The following is an 18,862-nucleotide window of genomic DNA, read 5'->3' as shown; positions in this document are numbered from 1 at the left end:
CTACCCGCGCCCCCTGCCGACGACACGGGCGGCGCGGGCCGGGCGGCTACGGCCTGGCTCGAAGTGGCCTGGGCCCGCGCGCGAACGCGTGACCTGCCCGGTGGAGCGAAGCCGGAGGCGAGCGGAACCGGGCAGATCGCGAAGCGATGCCGCGTTCGCCCCAGGCGCGGTCACGTAGCGAGCCGCCAGGCGAGCGAAGTGGGTCGGGACTTCGAAAAACCGCCTAGCGGATGACGAGGGTGCGCCGGCCCCGGCCGACGAGCTCCCCGATGACCGGCGCGCCCGGGATCTCCCCGGCGACCAGCAGTCCGCCGGAGGCCTGCGCGTCGGCGAGCAGCAGCCGCTCTACCTCGGCGATCCGGCGGAAGTCGGTGTGCGGCGACACCCAGGCGAGGTTGCGGCGGGTGCCGCCCGGCACGAACCCGTCCCGCACCGCGGCGCGCGCGCCGTCGAGGTAGGGGACGGCGGAGGCGTCCACGACGGCGGTGACGCCGCTCGCCCGCGCCAGCTTGTACAGGTGGCCGAGCAGCCCGAAGCCGGAGACGTCGGTGGCGCACGCGGCGCCGCGTTCGAGGGCGGCCAGGCCCGCCGCCGCGTTCAGCTCCGTCATGGCCGCGACCGCGTGCGCGAACACCTCCCCGGTCGCCCGGTGCCGGGCGCCCAGCGCGCCGACGCCGAGCGGCTTGGTCAGCGTGAGCGGGACGCCGGGCCGGCCCGCGTCCAGCCGCAGCAGCCGGTCCGGGTCGGCGACCCCGGTGACCGCGAGGCCGTACTTCGGCTCGGGGTCCTCGATGCTGTGCCCGCCGGCGATCACCACGCCGGCGAGGGCCGCCGTGTCCCGTCCGCCGCGCAGCACCTCGCGGGCCAGCTCGGCGGGGAGCGCGTCGGCGGGCCAGCCGAGCAGGTTCAGGGCCATCAGCGGCACGCCCCCGACCGCGTAGACGCCGGAGAGCGCGTTGGCGGCGGCGATGCGGCCCCAGTCGTAGGCGTCGTCGACGACGGGGGTGCAGAAGTCGGCGGTGGAGACCACGGCCCGGCCGCCCCCGATCCGCAGCACGGCGGCGCCGTCGCCGTCGGGGCCGCCGACGAGGAGGGCGTCGTCCCCGCCGGTGAGGCCGGCCACGACCCGCTCCAGCTCCCCTGGCGGAATCTTGCTGGAGCCGCCGCCGCGCGCGTACTGCGTCAGGCGGGCCACGGGGGCGAGTCGGGTCACCGCTGAATTTAACGCATAACTATCTCAAATGATCAACAAACGGACGGTACGCGCCCGGTCACCGATCGCCGACCGGCCCCGCGACCAGTGCGGGAAAACCCGCGGACCCCTTGTCCGAACCCGGTTCGGCGTGATGCGATCCCCCTTTGCAAGTCTTCACTTACTACGATCACCACCGACCACGAGGGGCGACATGGGGATCCAGGAACAGCGGGCCGACCTCGACCGGGCCGTCGCGGGGCAGACGATCTGCTCCGCCCTCGCCGCGACCGCCGCACGGCACGGCGCCAGGCCCGCCTACTCCGACCGGACCGGCGGCGAGTGGCGCACCCTCACCTGGGCGGACACCCGGACCCGCGCACTGGAGACCGCCGCCGGGTTCGCCGCCCTCGGCCTGGAGGCCGGCGACGTCGTCGCGCTGATGATGCCGAACCGCTCCGAGCACGTCCTGGCCGACCTCGGCGCCGTGCACGCCGGCGGCGTGCCCACCACCGTGTACGCGACGCTCGCGCCCGACCAGGTCGCGTTCGTCGCCGGCCACTGCTCGGCCAGGTACGCCGTGCTGGACGGCGCGGACCAGCTCGGCCGCTGGCTGCCCGTCCTGGACCGCCTCCCGGACCTCCGCAAGATCATCGTGGTGGACGCCGGCGCCTGCCCGCCCGGCGACCGCTTCCTGACCTGGGACGCCCTCACCGAGCTCGGCCGCCGCGAGCTGGCCGCCGACCCGGCCGCGATCGACCGGCGCTGGCAGGCGGTCGGGCCCGGGGACACCGTCACCCTCCTGTACACCTCCGGCACCACCGGCGACCCCAAGGGCGTGCTGATCACGCACTCGATGGCGCTGCACGAGGCGGAGATGGTCGAGCGCAGCTCCGTCCTGCCCGAGCACCCGGCCGGCATCTCCTACCTGCCGTTCGCCCACATCGCCGACCGCGTGCTCAGCTACTACCTGCCGGTCCGGCTGGCCTCCCACGTCCACTTCTGCCCCGACCCGGCCCAGCTGACGACGATCCTCGGCGAGGTGCGGCCGCACTCCTTCTTCGGCGTCCCGCGCGTCTGGGAGAAGATCATGGCCGGCATCCAGGCCGTACTGTCCGCCGAGCAGGACGAGGCGAAGAAGCGCGCGGTCGCCGCGGCCCTCGACGCCGGCCGCGCGTACGTGACGGCGCAGGAGCACGGCAACACCCTCACCCCGCCGATCGCCGAGGCCTTCGAGCGGGCCGACCAGGCCGTCCTCACCCCCATGCGGGCCCTGCTCGGCCTGGACCGCGTCCGGCAGGCCTCCAGCGCCGCCGCGCCGCTGCCCGTCGAGGTGGCCCGCTTCTTCGCCGGCCTCGGTCTGAAGATCTTCGACGCCTACGGGATGACGGAGACGACCGGCGCCGTCACCGCCAACCTCGCCGACTCCTTCAAGCTCGGCACCGTCGGCCGCCCGTTCCCCGGCGTCGAGCTGAGGCTCGCGGACGACGGCGAGATCCTCGTCCGCGGCGCCACCTGCACCCCCGGCTACCTGGACCGCCCCGACGCCACGGCCGCCCTCGTCGACGCCGACGGCTGGGTGCGCACCGGCGACGTCGGCCGCCTGGACGAGGACGGCTTCCTCACCGTCGTCGACCGCAAGAAGGAGCTGATCATCACCGCCGGCGGGGAGAACATCGCCCCGTCCCTGGTGGAGAACCGCCTCAAGGAGCACCCGCTCATCGGCCAGGCCCTCGCCTTCGGGGACCGCCGCCCCTACGTCGTCGCGCTCATCACCCTCGACGGCGAGGTCGCGCCCGTCTGGGCGGCCGCCCACGGCGTCGACACCACCGACCTCGCCGCCCTCGCCGACCACCCGCTCGTCCTGGAGGAGGTCGCCCGGGCCGTCGAGGACGCCAACGCCCGGCTCGCCCGCGTCCAGCAGGTGAAGCGGTGGCGCCTGCTCACCGCCGAGTGGACCGCCGAGAGCGAGGAGCTCACCCCGACCCTCAAGCTGAAGCGGCGCGTCGTGCACACCAAGTACGCCTCCGACCTCGACGGGCTCTACACCGGCTAAGATCACCGCCGGAGGCGTGTGAGCGCCTGGTGGCCTCCCCGGCCTTCAAAGCCGACGGTCCCGAGGATCTCGGGACGGCGGGTTCGATTCCCGTACGCCTCCGCCGCCTCGCCCCGTGGGGGGGCGGGCGGCGGGCGCGACGTAACGTGAGGGCATGAGGCGTCGCAAGCTGGCCTACGGGATCATGATGGGCACGTGCCTCACGCTGTTCGTGCTGGCCTGGGCGGTGGTCCGGCTGTACTCGCACACGGCCGCGATCGCGATGACGGTGGCGGCGCTGGTGATCCCCCCGTTCGCGGCGGTGGTGGCGAACTGGAACATCGACCGGAGGGACCACCGCGAGTGAGCGGTCACGGGGTCGCGTGGCTGCTGGACCTCGCCGGGATCTTCGTGTTCGCCGTGTCGGGGGCGCTCGCGGCCGTCCGGCAGCGGCTGGACGTCGTCGGGATGGTGGTGCTGGCGGAGATCACCGCGCTCGGCGGCGGGATCCTGCGCGACCTGATCATCGGGGCCGTCCCCCCGGCGGCGTTCACCGACCTCGGGTACGTGCTGGTGCCGATGGCGGCGTCGGCGCTCGTGTTCTTCTGGCATCCGCAGGTGACGCGGCTGCTGCCGGCGGTGCTGCTGTTCGACGCGGCCGGGCTCGGGCTGTTCTGCGCGACGGGGACGGTCAAGGCGCTCGAATACGGCCTCTCACCGGTGCACGCGGTGCTGCTCGGCCTCGTCACGGCGGTGGGCGGCGGCATCCTGCGCGACGTGCTGGCCGGGCGGATCCCCGCGGTGCTGTACGACCGGCAGCTGTACGCGGTGCCCGCGCTGCTCGGCGCGGCGGTGACCGCGGGCGCCGAGAGCGCGGGACTGCACGGCGGCGCCGTCACCGCGGGCGCCGCCGCACTGGCCTTCGGGCTGCGCGTCCTCGCGATGCGCCAGGGGTGGCGAGCCCCCCGCCCCCGCGGCGTGCCCGACTAGCGGGGAGCGGCCGCCCGGCGCAGGGCTTCGTTTGCGGCGGGTTTCCGGGGTACCGTCAACGGTCATGGGGCGGATCACCGTGCGCAGGCCCGTGCTGCGGCTGAGCGCGTCCGGGTCGCGGGTGCGCCGCCCCGACACGCTCGCGGCCGAGGAGCCGCTGGAGATCCGCGTCGCCGGCAAGCCGCTGACGATCACGATGCGCACGCCGGGGCACGACTTCGACCTGGTCGCCGGGTTCCTGGCGGCCGAGGGCGTGGTCGGGCGGGCCGGCGACATCGCGACGATGCGGTACTGCGCGGACACCGAGGAGCAGAACACCCTGGACGTCGTGCTCTCCCCCGGGGTGCCGCCGCCGGACGACTCCATGACGCGGGCGTTCACCACCACCAGCGCCTGCGGGGTGTGCGGGAAGTCGAGCATCGAGGCGCTGCGCGCCGACCGGCCCTACGAGGTGGCGGGCGACCCGGTGCGGCTCACCCCGGACGTGCTGGCGGCCATGCCGGAGCGGCTGCGCGAGGCGCAGCGGGTGTTCGACCGGACGGGCGGCCTGCACGCCGCCGGGCTGTTCGACGCCGGAGGCGGGCTCCTGGCCCTGCGCGAGGACGTCGGCCGCCACAACGCCGTCGACAAGGTGGTCGGGTGGGCCCTGCGGCAGGGGCGGCTGCCGCTGACCGGGACGGTCCTCATGGTGAGCGGGCGCGCGTCGTTCGAGCTGACGCAGAAGGCGATGACGGCCGGCGTCCCGGTGCTGGCGGCGGTGTCGGCGCCGTCCTCGCTGGCGGTGGACCTCGCCGAGGACGCGGGGATGACGCTCGTCGGGTTCCTGCGCGGCGAGACCATGAACGTCTACACGGGAGCGGAGCGTATCGCGCTCTGAGCGTGCCCGCATTGTCACCTCGGCTCGAAAACCAAGCGGTAACTTGTTGGGTTCCCCTCAAGAAACCGCGGTCCCGGCAGGAGTTGACTGCACTGCCAATGGCATACGCGCGGCGCGGGGGCACGTCGCGGCCGACCCTGACGCGTGGAAGGCGAGGACCGCATGACGAGGCCCCAGGCGAACGGCGGAACGGCGCCCGTCGACGAGCGCCACCCGCCGATCAGGCCGCGGCGCGTCTCCTTCGACTGGTCGGAGACCCCGCTGCACTGGGTCCCGGGCGACCCTGTCGCCACCCACATCATCAACTCGTTCCACATCGTCCTGCCCGAGGGCGAGAAGTGGTTCATCCAGTGCGTCAAGGACGCCCGCCCGCACATCCGGGACGAGCGGCTGCTGGAGGAGATCAAGGGCTTCATCGGGCAGGAGATGGTGCACGCCCGCTCCCACCAGGGCGTCCTGGACCAGATCCTGCAGCGCACCGGCATCGACGTCTCCAGGATCACCGGCGCGGCGGGCCGGGGCAACGCCGAGCGCCCCGCCCAGATGGCGGCGCTGAAGGAGCGCAACCCGCGGGCGTGGCGGCGCCGGCTGCGCTTCGAACTGGCCGCGGTCGCCTCGATCGAGCACTACACCGCCGTCCTCGGTCAGTGGATCATGGACAACGACAGGCTCGACAAGGCCGGTGTGGACCCGACGATGCTGGACCTGCTGCGCTGGCACGGCGCCGAGGAGGTCGAGCACCGCTCGGTGGTGTTCGACGTCTACAAGGCCATGGGCGGCCGGTACCCGACCCGTGTCGCCGCGTGGGTCGTGTCGCTGTTCTTCCTGTACTGGGCGCTGATCGGCGGCTCGCTCTACCTGCTCAAGCAGGACCCGACGATCAAGGGGCGGGTGACCCCGCTGCGCGTCTACCGCTCCTACCGGCGGTCCGTCCGGCTCGGCCACGTGCCCGGCGTCTTCCGGCTCCTGCTCGGCGAGGCGCCCGTCTACCTCAGGCCGGACCACCACCCGTCCAAGGTGTGCTCCACGCCCCGCGCGCTGGACTACCTCACGCAGTCGCCCGCCGCCAGGGCCGCGGGCTACGACCCCTACTAGGCTGTGTTTCAGAGTCCCGGCCCGCTTCGCTCGCCTGGCGGCCCGCTATGCGACCGGGCCTGAGCGAACGCGGCATCGCTTCGCGATCCGCCCGGCTCCGCTCGCCTCCCGCTTCGCTCCACCGGCCAGGTCACGCGTTCGCGCGCGTGGCCGAAGCCACTTCGCGACAGGCCCTAAAAGCCGCAGCCCGCGCCGCGCGGTGGCGGGCGTCACTCCGCGGGCCCTTGACCCGGGCACGGATCGGCGATTTATTAACAGCGTGTCCAATAAAGTGTCGCTCGCCCGCGTGCGCGACGCGGCGGAACTGGAGCGGTTCCGCGCGGTCCAGCGCCTGTCCTACCGGTGCGCCGAGGAGGTCGCCGGCACGCTCGAACCGGGCGTGACCGAGCGCGAGGCGTGCCGCCGCATGCGCCGGTGGCTGCGCGATCGCGGCGTCGACGACTGGCTGCACACCCCGTTCGCCTGGTTCGGCGACCGGTCGGCGTTCCGCGGCTTCCGGCTGCCCACGCAGTTCCTGCCCGGCGGCACGCGCCTGGAGGAGGGCATGCCCTACATCCTGGACATGGCGCCGGTGCGGGACGGCTACTCCGCCGACATCGGGTACGGCGGCGTCCTCGGCGAGAACCGGATCTGGGAGAGGCTCGACGCCGACCTCGCCGGATACCGGGCGCTCATCCTCGGCCTCGTCCGCGAGCGGCGCACGTTCGCCGACGTCTACGCCGCGGTCGACGCGCTCATCGAGCGGCAGGGCTACGAAAGCCGCCACCGCGCGTATCCGGGGCGCGTCATCGGCCATCAGATCGGCGTCATAGGCGGGATCCTCCCGAAGCGCGTGGGATTCCCATTCGGTGTACGGTTCCTCCAGACCATCGGCCGCGAACTGGTCAAGGAGCGCCTGGAAGGGCGCTCCCCGCTCTGGAACGGGGCCGCGCAGTCCCAGCATCCCCCGACGCCCGGGCTGTGGGCGGTCGAGCCCCACATCGGGTTCCGCGGCGTCGGCGTGAAGTTCGAGGAGATCCTCGTGGTCACCGAGGACGACGCGCACTGGCTCGACGACGACCTTCCCCACGTGCACCGGTGGGCCCGACGGGAGACGACCGCATGACACACCCCGCCCCACCCGTCGCGCGGCGGCGCGTCCGCGGCGACGGCGTCGACCTCGCCGTCTACGAGCAGGGCGACCGGTCGCGCCCCACCGTGCTGCTGGTCCACGGCTACCCCGACACCCACGCCGTCTGGGACGAGGTGGCCGCGCGGCTCGCCGAGCGGTTCCACGTCGTCCGCTACGACGTGCGCGGCGCGGGCGCCTCGTCCCGCCCGTTCGGGCGCAGGCGCTACACCTTCGACTACCTGATGGCCGACATGGAGGCCGTCCTGGACGCGGCCGCGCCCGACCGCAAGGTGCACCTGGTCGGGCACGACTGGGGCTCCATCCAGTCGTGGGAGGCGGTCTGCACGATGCCGGACCGCTTCGCCTCGTTCACGTCGATCTCCGGCCCGTGCCTGGACCACGTCGCGCACTGGACGCGGCGGAACCTGGCACGCCCCACCCCGGCCAACCTGCGGCGGGCGGCCGGGCAGGCCGTCCGCTCCTGGTACATCGCCTTCTTCCAGACGCCCGTGCTGCCGGAGCTGCTGTGGCGGGCCGGGATGGCCAGGCCGTTCGCCAAGGCCCTGGAGCTGGGCGAGGGCGTCCCGCCCCGGCAGGGCCACCCGGCCAGGACGATGGCGCGCGACGCCGCGGCCGGGGTCGGGCTGTACCGGGCGAACATGCTCCAGCGGCTGCGCCGCCCGCGCGACCGGCGCACGGCCGTCCCGACGCAGGTCATCGTCCCGACCAGGGACCTGTTCGTCTCGCCGCACCTGGTCGGCGGGCTGGCCGGGCGCGTGCCGAACCTGTCGCTGCGCACGCTCAAGGCCGGGCACTGGGTGCCGCGCAGCCACCCGGACGTCGTCGCCCGCTGGGTCGCCGAGCACATCGCCGGAGTCGGGGGCGGGCCGCTCGCCGCCGCCGAGTCGCGCGCGCTCAGGCGGGCCAGGGTGACCCGGGACCGGCGGCCCTGCGACGGGTCCCTCGTCGTCGTCACGGGCGCGGGGAGCGGGATCGGCCGCGCGACCGCGCTGGCCTTCGCCGAACGCGGCGCGGAGGTGGTCGCCGCCGACCTCGACGCGGCCGCCGCCGAGCGCACCGCCGAGCTCGCCGGCCTCCTCGGCCCGGCGGGGCACGCCTTCCAGGTGGACGTGTCCGACCGCGGCGCGATGGAGGACTTCGCCAAGGCGGTCATGCACGAGCACGGGGTGCCGGACGTCGTGGTCAACAACGCCGGGATCGGCATGGCCGGCCCCTTCCTGGAGCACGGCGCCGACGACTGGCGCAGGGTGCTGGACGTCAACCTGTGGGGCGTCCTCCACGGCTCGCGGCTCTTCGCCAAGCAGATGGTGGAGCGGGGGCAGGGCGGCCACATCGTCAACACCTCCTCGGCGGCCGCGTTCACGCCGTCCCGCGCGCTGCCCGCCTACGCGACGAGCAAGGCGGCCGTGCTGATGCTGTCGCAGTGCCTGCGCGCCGAACTGAAGGGCGAGGGCATCGGCGTCAGCGCCGTCTGCCCGGGGATCGTCAACACCAACATCACCCGCACGTCCCGCTTCGTCGGCCAGGGCGAGCGGGACGAGGCCCGCAGCCGGGAGCGGGCCGCGCGCGCCTACGCGCGCCGGAACTACGGCCCGGACCGCGTGGCGGAGCAGATCGTCGCGGCCGTCCGCGACGACCGCGCGGTCGTCCCGGTGACCCCGGAGGCGCACCTGGGCTACCTCGGGTCGCGCGTGGCGCCGGGCGTGATGCGGCTGCTGGCCCGTCTCGACGCGGGCTGACCGCGCCCCTCCCGGGCGCGCCGTAGGGTGATCGTGGGGAGGGATGCCGCATGGCTGACGCCGTGGTCGTCGGCGCGGGGCACAACGGGCTCGTCGCCGCCAACATGCTGGCCGACGCCGGGTGGGACGTGGAGGTGCTCGAAGCGCAGCCCGAACCGGGCGGCGCGGTGCGCAGCGACCGGGGCGTCCACCCCGACTACGTGAGCGACCTGTGCAGCGCGTTCCACCCGCTCGGCGTCGCCTCGCCCGCGATGCGGGCGCTCGAACTGGAACGGCACGGACTGCGCTGGCGGCACGCGCCCGCCGTCCTCGCCCACCCGCTCCCGGACGGGCGCTGCGCCGTCCTCGAACGCGACCGCGACGCGACCGCCGCCGGCCTCGACGCGCTCGGCGCGGGCGACGGCGAGGCGTGGCTCCGGCTCTGCCGCCTGTGGGACGCGATGGGAGAGGACGTCCTGCGCGCCCTGCTCGGCCCGTTCCCGCCGGTGCGGGCCGCGCTGCCGCTGCTGGCGTCGGCGCGCCGCGCGGGCGGGCTCCGCGCGCTGCGCACCCTGCTGGCCCCCGTCCGCACGCTCGGGGAGCAGGAGTTCTCCGGGCCGGGCGGGCCGCTGCTGCTCGCCGGGTCGACGCTCCACACCGACATGTTCCCCGAGTCGACCGCCGGGTCGCTGTTCGGGTGGCTGCTCGCCATGACCGGGCAGCGGTACGGATGGCCGGTGCCCGAGGGCGGCGCGGGCGAGCTCACGGCCGCGCTCGTGCGCCGGCTGGAGTCGCGCGGCGGCCGCGTCCGCTGCGGCGCCCCGGTCGTCTCCGTCGTCGTGCGGGACGGGCGCGCGCTCGGCGTCCGCACCGCGTCCGGCGAACCCGTGCGCGCCGCGAAGGCCGTCCTCGCCGACGTGTCGGCGCCCGCGCTCTACGGGGGCCTGGTCGGCTGGGCGGACCTGCCCGCCTCGCTGCGCGCCGACATGCGCCGCTTCGTCTGGGACCACGCCACCTTCAAGGTCGACTGGGCGCTGTCCGGGCCGATCCCCTGGGCCGCGGACGGCGCCGGTCGCGCCGGGACCGTCCACCTGTCCCCCGGCCTGGACGCGATGACCGACTACAGCGCGCAGCTCTCCACCGGGCGCGTTCCGTCCGACCCGTTCGCGCTCCTCGGCCAGATGACGACCGCCGACCCCGCCCGCTCCCCCGCCGGAACGGAGTCGGTCTGGGCGTACACGCACGTCCCGCACCGGGTGAAGGCCGACGCGGGGCCGGACGGCATCACCGGGGTCTGGGACGAGCGCGAACGCGACGCCATGGCGGACCGGGTCGAGGACGTCGTCGAGCGCCTCGCCCCGGGCTTCCGCTCCCGCGTCCTCGACCGCCGCGTCACCGCGCCGCCCGCGTTCCAGGACCACGACGCCAACCTGCGCGGCGGCGCGCTCAACGGCGGCACCGCGATGCTCCACCAGCAACTGGTGTTCCGGCCCGTCCCCGGCCTCGGACGCCCCGAGACACCGGTCGCGGGCCTGTACCTGGCGTCGGCCTCCGCGCACCCGGGCGGCGGCGTGCACGGCGCGTGCGGCGCCAACGCGGCCCGTGCCGCCCTCGCCCACGCCGGACCGGCGGGGCGCCTGCTCACCCCGGCCCTCGGCGCGGTGTCCCGCCTCCTCGCCCCCTGACCGGAGCAAGGGGCACGGCGAGGCGGGGGCCGTCAGGCCGCCGCGGCCTCCCCGCCGACGGCGGCGACGGCCGGCTCCACCAGCCCCGCGGGGATCGCCGTCGCCCGGGTCTCCATCGGGAAGATCTCGCTGACCGGAGACGACGTGGGAGGCCGTGACCATCGTCCTGCGGCCGACCGTACGGCGTCTATGCGGTCTCGATGCCATCGCCTGGCGGGGAGGGTTCTCGAGCGGGGGTTTCGCTGGAGGCCGGAACATGCGAACTTGGCAGGAACAAGGCCCGGCCAGCGGCCCCGCCCCCGGCGGCCCGCCGTTCCCCGGACCCGAAACCGGCACCGGAGCGTGAGGCATGCGGATTCGCGACATCCTGCGGAGGAAGGGAGACGCGGTGGCCACGGTGCGGCCCGAGGCCACCGTACGGCAGCTCCTCGCCGTCCTGGCGGAGCACAACATCGGGGCGACGGTGGTCTCGCCCGACGGCGCCTCGATCGCCGGCATCGCGTCCGAGCGGGACGTGGTGCGGCGGCTGCACGAGCACGGCGCGGCGCTGCTCGACCGCCCCGTCTCGGAGATCATGACCGCCGAGGTCCGCACCTGCGGCCCGGGCGACCAGGTGGAGGACCTCCGCCGCGCCATGACCGAGCACCGGTTCCGGCACGTGCCCGTCGTCGAGGACGACCGGCTCGTCGGGATCGTCAGCATCGGCGACGTCGTCAAGAGCGCCATCGACGAGCTGGAGAGCGAGCGCGAGCACCTGGTCGACTACATCCAGCGCGCTCCCTGACGCCTGCCGGACGCGGCGCCCGCCCCTGTCAGACGTAGGCGGGCAGGGGCCGGGCCGCCGGCGCCGCCTCGGCCTCCCGCCGGGCGACGGCCAGCCGCCGCACGGCCAGGCGCAGCGTGTCCGGCGGCAGCACGTACGGGAGCCGCACGTAGTCCTCCAGCACGCCGTCCGCCCCGAACACCGGGCCGGCCACGACGCGCACGCCGAGCCGCTCGGACGCCTCGGCGAGCCGGGAGGCGATCGGCGCGCCGATCCTCGCCCACAGCGACATGCCCCCGTCCGGGAGCCGGAACTCCCAGCCGGGCAGGTGCTCGCGCAGCGCCTCGGCGAGCGCGTCGCGGCCGCGCAGCAGGGTCGCCGCGCGCTCGGCGCGGACCTCCTCGACCCGCAGCAGCAGCTCCCGGACGATCAGCTGGTCCAGGACCGGGCTCGCCATGTCGAACGGCTCGCGGGCCAGCACGAGGCGGCGGGCCAGCGGGGCGGTGGCGCGGATCCACCCGATCCGCAGCCCGCCCCACAGCAGCTTGGAGGCCGACCCGATCGTGACGACCCGGCCGCCCGCGTCGTAGGAGGCCAGCGGCGGCTCGCGCGGCGCCTCGGGGTCGTGGGCGAGCTCGGCGAAGGTCTCGTCGGCGACGAGGAACGCGTCCGCGCGCCGCCCGGCGTCGACGATCCCGGCCCGGTCCCCCGCCCGCATCAGGTACCCGGTCGGGTTCTGGAAGTCGGGGATCAGGTACGCCATCCGGACGGCGGCCTGCCGCATGGCGCCGGCGGCGAGCTCGACGTCCCATCCCTCGTTGACGCCGACGGGGACGAGCCGGGCGCCGCGGCTGCGCAGCGCGCCGAGCGCGTGCGGGTAGGTCGGGCGCTCGACCATCACGGCGTCGCCCGGTTCCACCAGCAGGTGGGTCAGCAGCGTGAACGCGTGCTGCGCGCCGGTGGTGACGACGATCTGGTCGGCGCGGGTCGCGACGCCGCGCGCGGTGTAGCCGTCCGCGATGACCTGCCGCAGGCTCGCCAGCCCCGCGGGCTCGTAGCCGGGGCCCGAGCTGTAGCGGGGCAGCTCGTCGACGGCCGCGGCGACGGCCTCCTCGAAGATCGCGGGGGCGCCGGGGGTGGCGCAGCCGAGGTCGATGAACGACGGGTCGTCCGGCGCGGGGTGGGCCATGCCGTACCGGTGCCCGGCGGGGGCGGCGTCGCCCGGCGCCCCGTGGAGCGCGCCGGGCGGCCCGGCCGAGGACATGCGGACCGCGGGCAGAGCCGTCCAGCTCCCCGCCCCCTGCCTGCTCTGGACGTAGCCCTCGTCGCGGAGCCGGTCGTAGGCGGTGGTCACGGTGGTGCGGCTGACGCCGAGGGCGGCGGCGAGGTCGCGTTCGGCGGGCAGCCGCGTGCGCAGCGCGAGCCTGCCGTCCAGGACGAGGGCGCGCAGCGACCGGGCCACCGCCGCGTAGACGGGGCGCTCACCCGACACGTCCCCGAGCAGCCGGGCCAGGTTCGGGCCGCTCACGTAGCGCGTACTCATACGGGCCACTTTCGCACATTGGCTCTATCTACACCAGACCATTGGGCGGCAGAGTGGTCCGGAACGTTGGCCGACTGCGGAGGGAAAGCTCGAAATGGCCTTGATGGTGCGCCGCCTGGTGCAGCTCTACGTTGGATTGGCCTTGTACGGGCTCGGAATCGCCCTCCAGGTGTCGTCCGGCCTCGGCAACGACCCCTGGGACGTCTTCCACCAGGGGCTCTCCCGGCGCTTCGGCCTGTCGATCGGCGCCTGGATCATCATCACGGGCGCGGTCGTGATGCTCGCGTGGATCCCGATGCGGCAGCGGCCCGGCGTCGGGACCCTCAGCAACGTCGTCCTCGTCGGCGTCTTCGCCGACCTGTTCCTCTGGCTGCTGCCCGCGCCGGACGCGCTCGCCGGACGCTGGGCCTACCTGGTCGCCGCCGTGCTCGTGGGCGGCTTCGCCACCGGGTGCTACATCGGCGCCGGCCTCGGCCCGGGCCCCCGGGACGGGCTGATGACCGGGCTCGCGGCGCGCGGCCACTCGATCCGGGTGGTCCGGACGGCGATCGAGCTGGCCGTGCTGGCCGTCGGCTGGCTGCTCGGCGGCACCGTCGGCGTTGGAACGGTCCTCTACGCCGTGGCGATCGGGCCGCTGACCCACGTCCTGCTGCCCCGGCTGACGGTCGGGGCCCGCACGCCCGCGCCCGCGCCGGATCCCGAGCCGGATCCCGCGCCCGCCGGGGCCTGCTAGCGGCGGAACAGGCGGACCGCCTGCTCGGCGACGGCGGTGAGCAGGGGTGCGGCGCCCGCCTTCAGCTCCTCCAGCGTGCGGGGGCCGTCGGCGAGGCTGAACGCGGCGGTCAGCCCGAGCGCGTGCAGCTCCTCCAGCGGGCCCGCGACGCCGCCGGCCAGGGCGACGCACGGGACGCCGCGGTCCTGGGCGAGCGCCGCGACCGCGGACACCACCTTGCCGCCGGCGCTCTGCCCGTCGACGCGGCCCTCCCCGTGACGACGAGGTCGGCGCCGTCGAGCGCGGCGGGCAGGCCGACGGCCTCGGCGACCAGGAGGGCTCCACCGGACGGCTCGGCCCCGAGCAGGCCGACGAGCCCGCCGCAGGTGCCCCCGGCCGCGCCCGCTCCGGGCAGGTCGTGCACGCGGGGCCGCCGCGCGCGGCGACCACGTCGGCGAAGACGGCGAGCGCGGCGTCCAGCTCGGCGACCTGGCCGGCGGACGCGCCCTTCTGCGGGCCGAACACGGCGGCGGCGCCGTCCGGTCCGACGAGCGGGTTGGTCACGTCGCAGGCCACCCGGAACCGGGCGGCGCGGACCTCCTCCGGCACCCCGGAGTCGTCGATCGACGCCAGGCGGGCGAGCGCGGCGCCGCCCGGCGGCAGCTCCCGCCGGCGGCGTCCAGGAAGCGCACGCCGAGGGCGCGCAGCAGCCCGGCGCCGCCGTCGGTGCTGGCGCTGCCGCCGATGCAGACCAGCACGTCGCGGGCGCCGCGCCGCACCGCGTCTGCGATCAGCTCGCCGGTGCCGGCGGTGCCGGCGTTCATCGGGTCGGGCGGGACGTCCTCGACCAGCGGCAGCCCGGACGCCGCGGCCAGCTCCACCACCGCGGAGCGCCCGTCGCCGGACAGCGCGTAGCGCGCCTTGACCGGGCGGCCGACCGGGTCGGTGGCGGCGACCTCGACCGCGTCGCCGCCGCGGGCGCTGAGGAAGCAGTCGAGGGTGCCCTCGCCCCCGTCGGCCATCGGCACGGCGGCCACCTCCGCGCCGGGCGCGGCGCGGCGGACGCCCGCCGCGACGGCGGCGCACACCTGCGCGGCGGACAGGCTGCCCTTGAACGAGTCGGGAGCGACGACGACCTTCATCAGCGCTCCGCCGCCAGCGTCGCGATCACCGAGGCGAACTCTTCCGGCAGGACCAGCGTCTCGCCCTCGTAGCGGGTCTCCAGGCAGGTCAGCTCGCCCGCGCGCCACCAGTACAGGGACGGGCTGAGCGAGCCGGGACCCTCCTCGTAGGCGCGGTGCGCCTGCGCCTGGAGCTCGGTCGCCGCCGCCACGGCCTCCCGGTAGCGCGCCCTCGGGTGGCCCTCGGCGATCCGGAGCGGGTGGGCGACGATGAGGCTGCGGTTGGGCGCGATGACCAGCGCGCCGTACGGGCCGATCGGCAGGTACTCCTCCAGCCACGCCAGGTGCGTGACGGCGTAGAACGTCCATCCGTGCAGGACCGAGACGCGGACGCCGCCGAGGTCCTGCTCGTCGAGCTGGAGCGCGCCGTCGGCGCGGACGTTCGCGCGGCCGAGCATGAACAGCGCGTCGCCCGACACCGGCCAGCCGTCCATCTCCTCGGTGGTGACGGTCCGGACGGTGGTGGGCGTGTCGACCACCACCACCTCGATCAGGCCGGGTGCGAACGGCCGGGCCGCGAGCACCCCGTTGTCGGCCTCCGCCGGGTAGATGCGGGTGCGCAGCAGGTGCTGGGCGAGGTCGAAGTCGCTGAGGTCCAGCGGCTCCTCGATCGCCGTGACGATCGTGGTGACGTGGTCGGAGACCAGCGCGGGCCAGTCGTCGCGCGGCACCAGCCGCGCGAGCTGCCGCAGGTCGCGCAGGCTGACGTGCAGCCTGCTGGCGCCCTCCAGCAGCATGACCTCGCCGGGCACCCGGCTGCACCGGTAGCCGAGGCTCTCGGCCACGAGGACGAGCAGGGAGTCGAGGGTCCCGTCGTCCCATGGATCGGGACGGGCGTGGCGACCGCTCATCGCGCACCTCCCGGGGGCGCTTCGAGGGTGAGCGCGCCGGTGTCCGGCACGGCGGGGTGCGGATGTGCGGGGTCGTGGCCCGGCGGGGCCGGGGCGTGCAGCGCGGCGGGGGCGCCGAGCTCCAGGGTGTGCTGGAGCGGCCCGTGCCCGGCGGGGAGGCCCGCGAGGACCGGGACGCCGAGCGGGCCGAGCCGCGCGGCGAACACCGCGTCGAGCTCGGCGGGGTCGCCGCAGTCCTTCCAGGAGCCGAGCGCGAACCCGGCGGCGCCGTCGAACCAGCCGGCCTGGAGCAGCTGGACGAGCATCCGGTCGATCCGGTAGGGCGCCTCGGTCACGTCCTCCAGGAAGACGATGCGGCCCGCGGCGGGCGGCGGGGCGTACGGGGTGCCGAGCACGGCCGCCAGGAGCGAGAGGGTGCCGCCGGTCAGCGGGCCCTCCGCGCTTCCGGGCCGCAGTGTGCGGGCGCCGGGCAGCACGGTGGGCGCGGCCCCGCCGAACAGGGCGGCGCGCAGAGCCTCCAGGGAGGCGTCCGGGGCCGCCGGGTCGAGGTCGGCGACCACTCCCGCGGGCATGGGGCCGAAGGAGGTCGTGGTCCGCAGGCGCGTTCCAAAAGCGCCGTGCAGTGCGGTGATGTCGCTGGAGCCGTGCAGGATCTTCGGCCCGCCGGAGGCGGCGGACGCCTCGGTCGCGGCGTGCAGGGCGTCCCAGTCGAGGCGGTCCAGGACGCGGGTGGCGCCGTAACCGCCCCGCGCGCAGACCACCGCGCGGACCCGGGGGTCGCACCAGGCGGCCTGGAGGTCGGCGGCGCGGTCGGCGTCGGTCCCGGCCAGCCGGTGCCAGTCGCCGCGCGCCGGGCCCGCCCCGTCCAGGTTGACACGGTCGAGGGCGTGCTTGCCGACCACGACGTCAAGGCCGAGATCGCGCAGAACGGCGCATCCCGCCTCCAGCCGGGCGGGCTCGGCGGGGCCGCTGGGCGCGACCACCGCGACGCGGTCGCCGGGCCGCAACCGCGCGTACCTGCGGGCCTTCCGCGCGCGCTCCGCACCGCCGGCCGTGCCGACGGAGGGCGCGTCCGGCGACCCGCCGGCCGCCACCGCGCGGGCGCCCCCGCTGTTCAACCCGATCCCTCCTCGCACCGCGACGGATAGAGCTTGTCAGGATCCGGACGCCAGTGGAAGGGGCGACCGGTCACGACCCGCCAACAGATCATCGCCCCGTGCCGAGCGCGAGGCCGGCGAGGCGCGGCAGCGTCTCGCCGATCGGCCGGCGCAGCACCGCGTCGGCCAGCCCATCGTACGGCGTCTCCTCCGCGTTGATGATCACTAGGCGGGCGCCGTGGTCGACCGCTTCCAGGCACAGCCCGGCGGCGGGCTGCACGGTGAGCGAGGTGCCGACGGCCAGGAACAGGTCGCAGGACCGCGCGGCGGTGATCGCCGCGTCCAGGACGTCCTGGTCGAGGGCCTGGCCGAAGGAGATCGTGGCGGACTTCTGGATGCCGCCGCACTCGGCGCAGGGCGGGTCGGCCTCCCCGGCCTCGACGCGCGCGATGATCTCCGGCATCGGGGTGCGCAGCCCGCAGGACAGGCACGCGGCCTCGCGCGCGGTCCCGTGGATCTCGATGACGGCGCCGGCGGAGGATCCGGCGCGCTGGTGCAGGCCGTCGATGTTCTGGGTGATCAGGGCGCGGAGCCGTCCCGCCCGCTCCAGCTCGACCAGCGCGGCGTGCGCGGCGTTGGGCTCGGCCTCCCAGACGGGGTCGTCGCGCCGGGCCCGCCAGGCGCGGCGCCGCACCTCGGGGTCGGCGAGGTAGGAGCCGATCGTGGACATCGCCTCGGCCGACGGGTCGCGCGTCCAGACGCCGTTCGGGCCGCGGAAGTCGGGGATCCCGCTGTCGGTGGAGATGCCGGCGCCGGTGAGCACCGTGATCGCCTCGGCCTCCGGGAGAAGGCGGGCCAGCGTGAGGGGAGCGTCCACCGCACCATGGTAGGTCCAGCGCCGCCCCGCGCGTCCCGGTGACGGTTCGGCCGCGCCGGTTAACGGATGGGTATCGGGCCGGCCCTTACGGAGGGTCACGGACCGACCGGCCCTCAAAAGGTGACAAACTTGGCCCGGTTATGAGGTCGACGCCGCACATCCTGGTGATCAACGGCACCAAGGTCCGCCGCCCGGTGTTCATCCTGGGCGCGCCGCACTCGGGTGCGGAGCTGCTGGCGCGCGCGGTCAAGCGCTCCCCCGGCTTCCACCTGACCACCGGCCGCCCCGACGTCCTGCGTGTCACCTACGCCTTCGCCCGGCAGCCCTCGATCGCCGAGCGCGGGGAGGGCGCCGTCCGCGTGCTGCGGGACGCCTACGCGCAGGCGTGGCAGGTGTCGGCGCGGGCCTGCGGGGAGTGCCCGGACGAGTGCCGCGAGATGGGCGGGCTGCCGCCGCACCCGCCCGGACGGGCGGAGGGGCCCGCCGCCGCGCCCGCCTCCGAGCCGCCCGGACCGTGCGTGCGGGCGGAGGGGCTCGACCGGTACGCCGACGCGTCCCCCGACCTGATCTACAGCACCGACGTGCTGCTGGACGCCTTCCCCGACGCCCAGCTCGTCCAGGTGATCCGGGACGGCCGGGACGTGGTCGCCGACATGCTGGCCGACGAGCGCTGCCTGGCCTGGTTCAAGCCGGGCCTGGCCAACCTCGACACGGTGTTCCCCAACCCGTTCTTCGGCGTCGAGGACCACACGGACCGGAGCCGGTGGCCGCGGGCGGCGGCCGCGGTGAAGTGCGCCATGCGGTGGCGGGGGGCGGTGCGGCTGAGCGCGCGGCTCCGCCTCCAGGTCCCCGAGGAGCAGCTGGCCACGATCCGCTACGAGGAGCTGGTGGCCCGGCCGCGCCGCGTCGGCGCCGAGCTGGCGCAGTACCTGGACGCGCCGCTGTCGAAGTCGGCGCTGTCGGGGCTGGTGCGGGTGGGGGCGCGGGACGCCGACGAGCCGGGGGTCGGGGTGTGGCGCGAGCGCCTCACCCCGCGGCAGGCCGCCCAGGTCGAGAAGGTCGCGGGCACCGAGCTGCGGAGGCTCGGCTACCCGCTCGGCTCCGAGGCCTGAGC

General features: G+C 75.5%; 18 protein-coding genes and 1 tRNA gene. 12 read left to right on the top strand and 7 right to left on the bottom strand.

Annotation, left to right across the window (positions count from 1 at the left end; translation table 11 throughout):
* Positions 1-223: 223 nt before the first annotated feature.
* Complete coding sequence (selD, locus tag ACQEU6_RS05325) at positions 224-1,213, bottom strand: selenide, water dikinase SelD (RefSeq protein ID WP_499329468.1); 990 nt, start codon at positions 1,211-1,213, stop codon at positions 224-226.
* Positions 1,214-1,406: 193 nt separating this feature from the next.
* Here selD and ACQEU6_RS05320 point away from each other — a divergent pair, with 193 nt between their 5' ends.
* The 10 genes from ACQEU6_RS05320 to ACQEU6_RS05275 all read left to right on the top strand — a co-directional run bounded on the left by ACQEU6_RS05320 (position 1,407) and on the right by ACQEU6_RS05275 (position 11,508).
* Complete coding sequence (locus ACQEU6_RS05320) at positions 1,407-3,248, top strand: AMP-dependent synthetase/ligase (protein ID WP_499329467.1); 1,842 nt, start codon at positions 1,407-1,409, stop codon at positions 3,246-3,248.
* Positions 3,249-3,258: 10 nt separating this feature from the next.
* Positions 3,259-3,351, top strand: a tRNA-Sec gene (locus tag ACQEU6_RS05315).
* Positions 3,352-3,402: 51 nt separating this feature from the next.
* Positions 3,403-3,594, top strand: a complete 192-nt coding sequence (locus ACQEU6_RS05310) for a DUF3099 domain-containing protein (RefSeq protein ID WP_499329466.1) — start codon at positions 3,403-3,405, stop codon at positions 3,592-3,594.
* Entirely contained in the window at positions 3,591-4,217 is a 627-nt protein-coding gene (locus tag ACQEU6_RS05305; protein WP_499329465.1) for a trimeric intracellular cation channel family protein, read from the top strand. The genes ACQEU6_RS05310 and ACQEU6_RS05305 overlap by 4 nt, the downstream gene beginning before the upstream one ends.
* 64 nt (positions 4,218-4,281) lie before the next feature.
* Complete coding sequence (gene fdhD / locus ACQEU6_RS05300) at positions 4,282-5,094, top strand: formate dehydrogenase accessory sulfurtransferase FdhD (RefSeq protein ID WP_499329464.1); 813 nt, start codon at positions 4,282-4,284, stop codon at positions 5,092-5,094.
* Between the two features lie 162 nt (positions 5,095-5,256).
* Positions 5,257-6,189, top strand: a complete 933-nt coding sequence (locus ACQEU6_RS05295; protein WP_499329463.1) for a metal-dependent hydrolase — start codon at positions 5,257-5,259, stop codon at positions 6,187-6,189.
* 259 nt (positions 6,190-6,448) lie between these two features.
* Positions 6,449-7,294 carry a M24 family metallopeptidase gene (locus ACQEU6_RS05290; protein WP_499329462.1) on the top strand — a complete coding sequence of 282 codons (846 nt, stop codon included), beginning with the start codon at positions 6,449-6,451 and terminating at the stop codon, positions 7,292-7,294.
* Positions 7,291-9,060 (top strand): SDR family oxidoreductase, encoded by a 1,770-nt coding sequence (locus tag ACQEU6_RS05285; protein ID WP_499329461.1) that lies wholly within the window; start codon positions 7,291-7,293, stop codon positions 9,058-9,060. Before ACQEU6_RS05290 ends, ACQEU6_RS05285 begins: the two co-directional genes overlap by 4 nt.
* Before the next feature lie 50 nt (positions 9,061-9,110).
* On the top strand, positions 9,111-10,724 hold the full coding sequence (locus ACQEU6_RS05280; RefSeq protein ID WP_499329460.1) for a phytoene desaturase family protein: 1,614 nt from the start codon (positions 9,111-9,113) through the stop codon (positions 10,722-10,724).
* 349 nt (positions 10,725-11,073) lie between these two features.
* The gene (locus tag ACQEU6_RS05275; RefSeq protein WP_499329459.1) at positions 11,074-11,508 is read left to right on the top strand and encodes a CBS domain-containing protein; all 435 of its coding nucleotides are present in this window, start codon (positions 11,074-11,076) and stop codon (positions 11,506-11,508) included.
* 28 nt (positions 11,509-11,536) lie between these two features.
* Here ACQEU6_RS05275 and yczR read toward each other — a convergent pair whose 3' ends face one another.
* Complete coding sequence (yczR, locus tag ACQEU6_RS05270) at positions 11,537-13,030, bottom strand: MocR-like transcription factor YczR (RefSeq protein ID WP_499329458.1); 1,494 nt, start codon at positions 13,028-13,030, stop codon at positions 11,537-11,539.
* 94 nt (positions 13,031-13,124) lie between these two features.
* Between yczR and yczE the strand changes: the two genes are divergently transcribed.
* Positions 13,125-13,763, top strand: a complete 639-nt coding sequence (yczE, locus tag ACQEU6_RS05265) for a membrane protein YczE (RefSeq protein ID WP_499329457.1) — start codon at positions 13,125-13,127, stop codon at positions 13,761-13,763.
* Here the strand turns inward: yczE and ACQEU6_RS05260 are convergent.
* The 5 genes from ACQEU6_RS05260 to ACQEU6_RS05240 form a co-directional block, all read right to left on the bottom strand.
* The gene (locus ACQEU6_RS05260) at positions 13,760-13,975 is read right to left on the bottom strand and encodes a glycerate kinase (protein WP_499329456.1); all 216 of its coding nucleotides are present in this window, start codon (positions 13,973-13,975) and stop codon (positions 13,760-13,762) included. The genes yczE and ACQEU6_RS05260 overlap by 4 nt on opposite strands.
* Positions 13,976-14,302: 327 nt before the next feature.
* Complete coding sequence (locus ACQEU6_RS05255; protein WP_499329455.1) at positions 14,303-14,884, bottom strand: glycerate kinase; 582 nt, start codon at positions 14,882-14,884, stop codon at positions 14,303-14,305.
* Positions 14,884-15,774, bottom strand: a complete 891-nt coding sequence (locus tag ACQEU6_RS05250; RefSeq protein ID WP_499329454.1) for a hypothetical protein — start codon at positions 15,772-15,774, stop codon at positions 14,884-14,886. Before ACQEU6_RS05250 ends, ACQEU6_RS05255 begins: the two co-directional genes overlap by 1 nt.
* Positions 15,771-16,892, bottom strand: coding sequence for a S66 peptidase family protein (locus ACQEU6_RS05245; protein ID WP_499329453.1), 1,122 nt, complete (start codon positions 16,890-16,892; stop codon positions 15,771-15,773). Before ACQEU6_RS05245 ends, ACQEU6_RS05250 begins: the two co-directional genes overlap by 4 nt.
* Before the next feature lie 88 nt (positions 16,893-16,980).
* The gene (locus ACQEU6_RS05240; protein ID WP_499329452.1) at positions 16,981-17,748 is read right to left on the bottom strand and encodes an SIR2 family NAD-dependent protein deacylase; all 768 of its coding nucleotides are present in this window, start codon (positions 17,746-17,748) and stop codon (positions 16,981-16,983) included.
* A 140-nt stretch (positions 17,749-17,888) separates the two neighbouring features.
* Between ACQEU6_RS05240 and ACQEU6_RS05235 the strand changes: the two genes are divergently transcribed.
* The gene (locus ACQEU6_RS05235) at positions 17,889-18,860 is read left to right on the top strand and encodes a sulfotransferase (RefSeq protein WP_499329451.1); all 972 of its coding nucleotides are present in this window, start codon (positions 17,889-17,891) and stop codon (positions 18,858-18,860) included.
* Positions 18,861-18,862: the final 2 nt, after the last annotated feature.

Origin of the sequence: Spirillospora sp. CA-108201 (assembly GCF_050936235.1) — a bacterium.
GTDB lineage: Bacteria > Actinomycetota > Actinomycetes > Streptosporangiales > Streptosporangiaceae > Spirillospora.
Note: the sequence above shows the minus strand (reverse complement) of the source record. Positions and strands in the feature narration are given on the sequence as shown.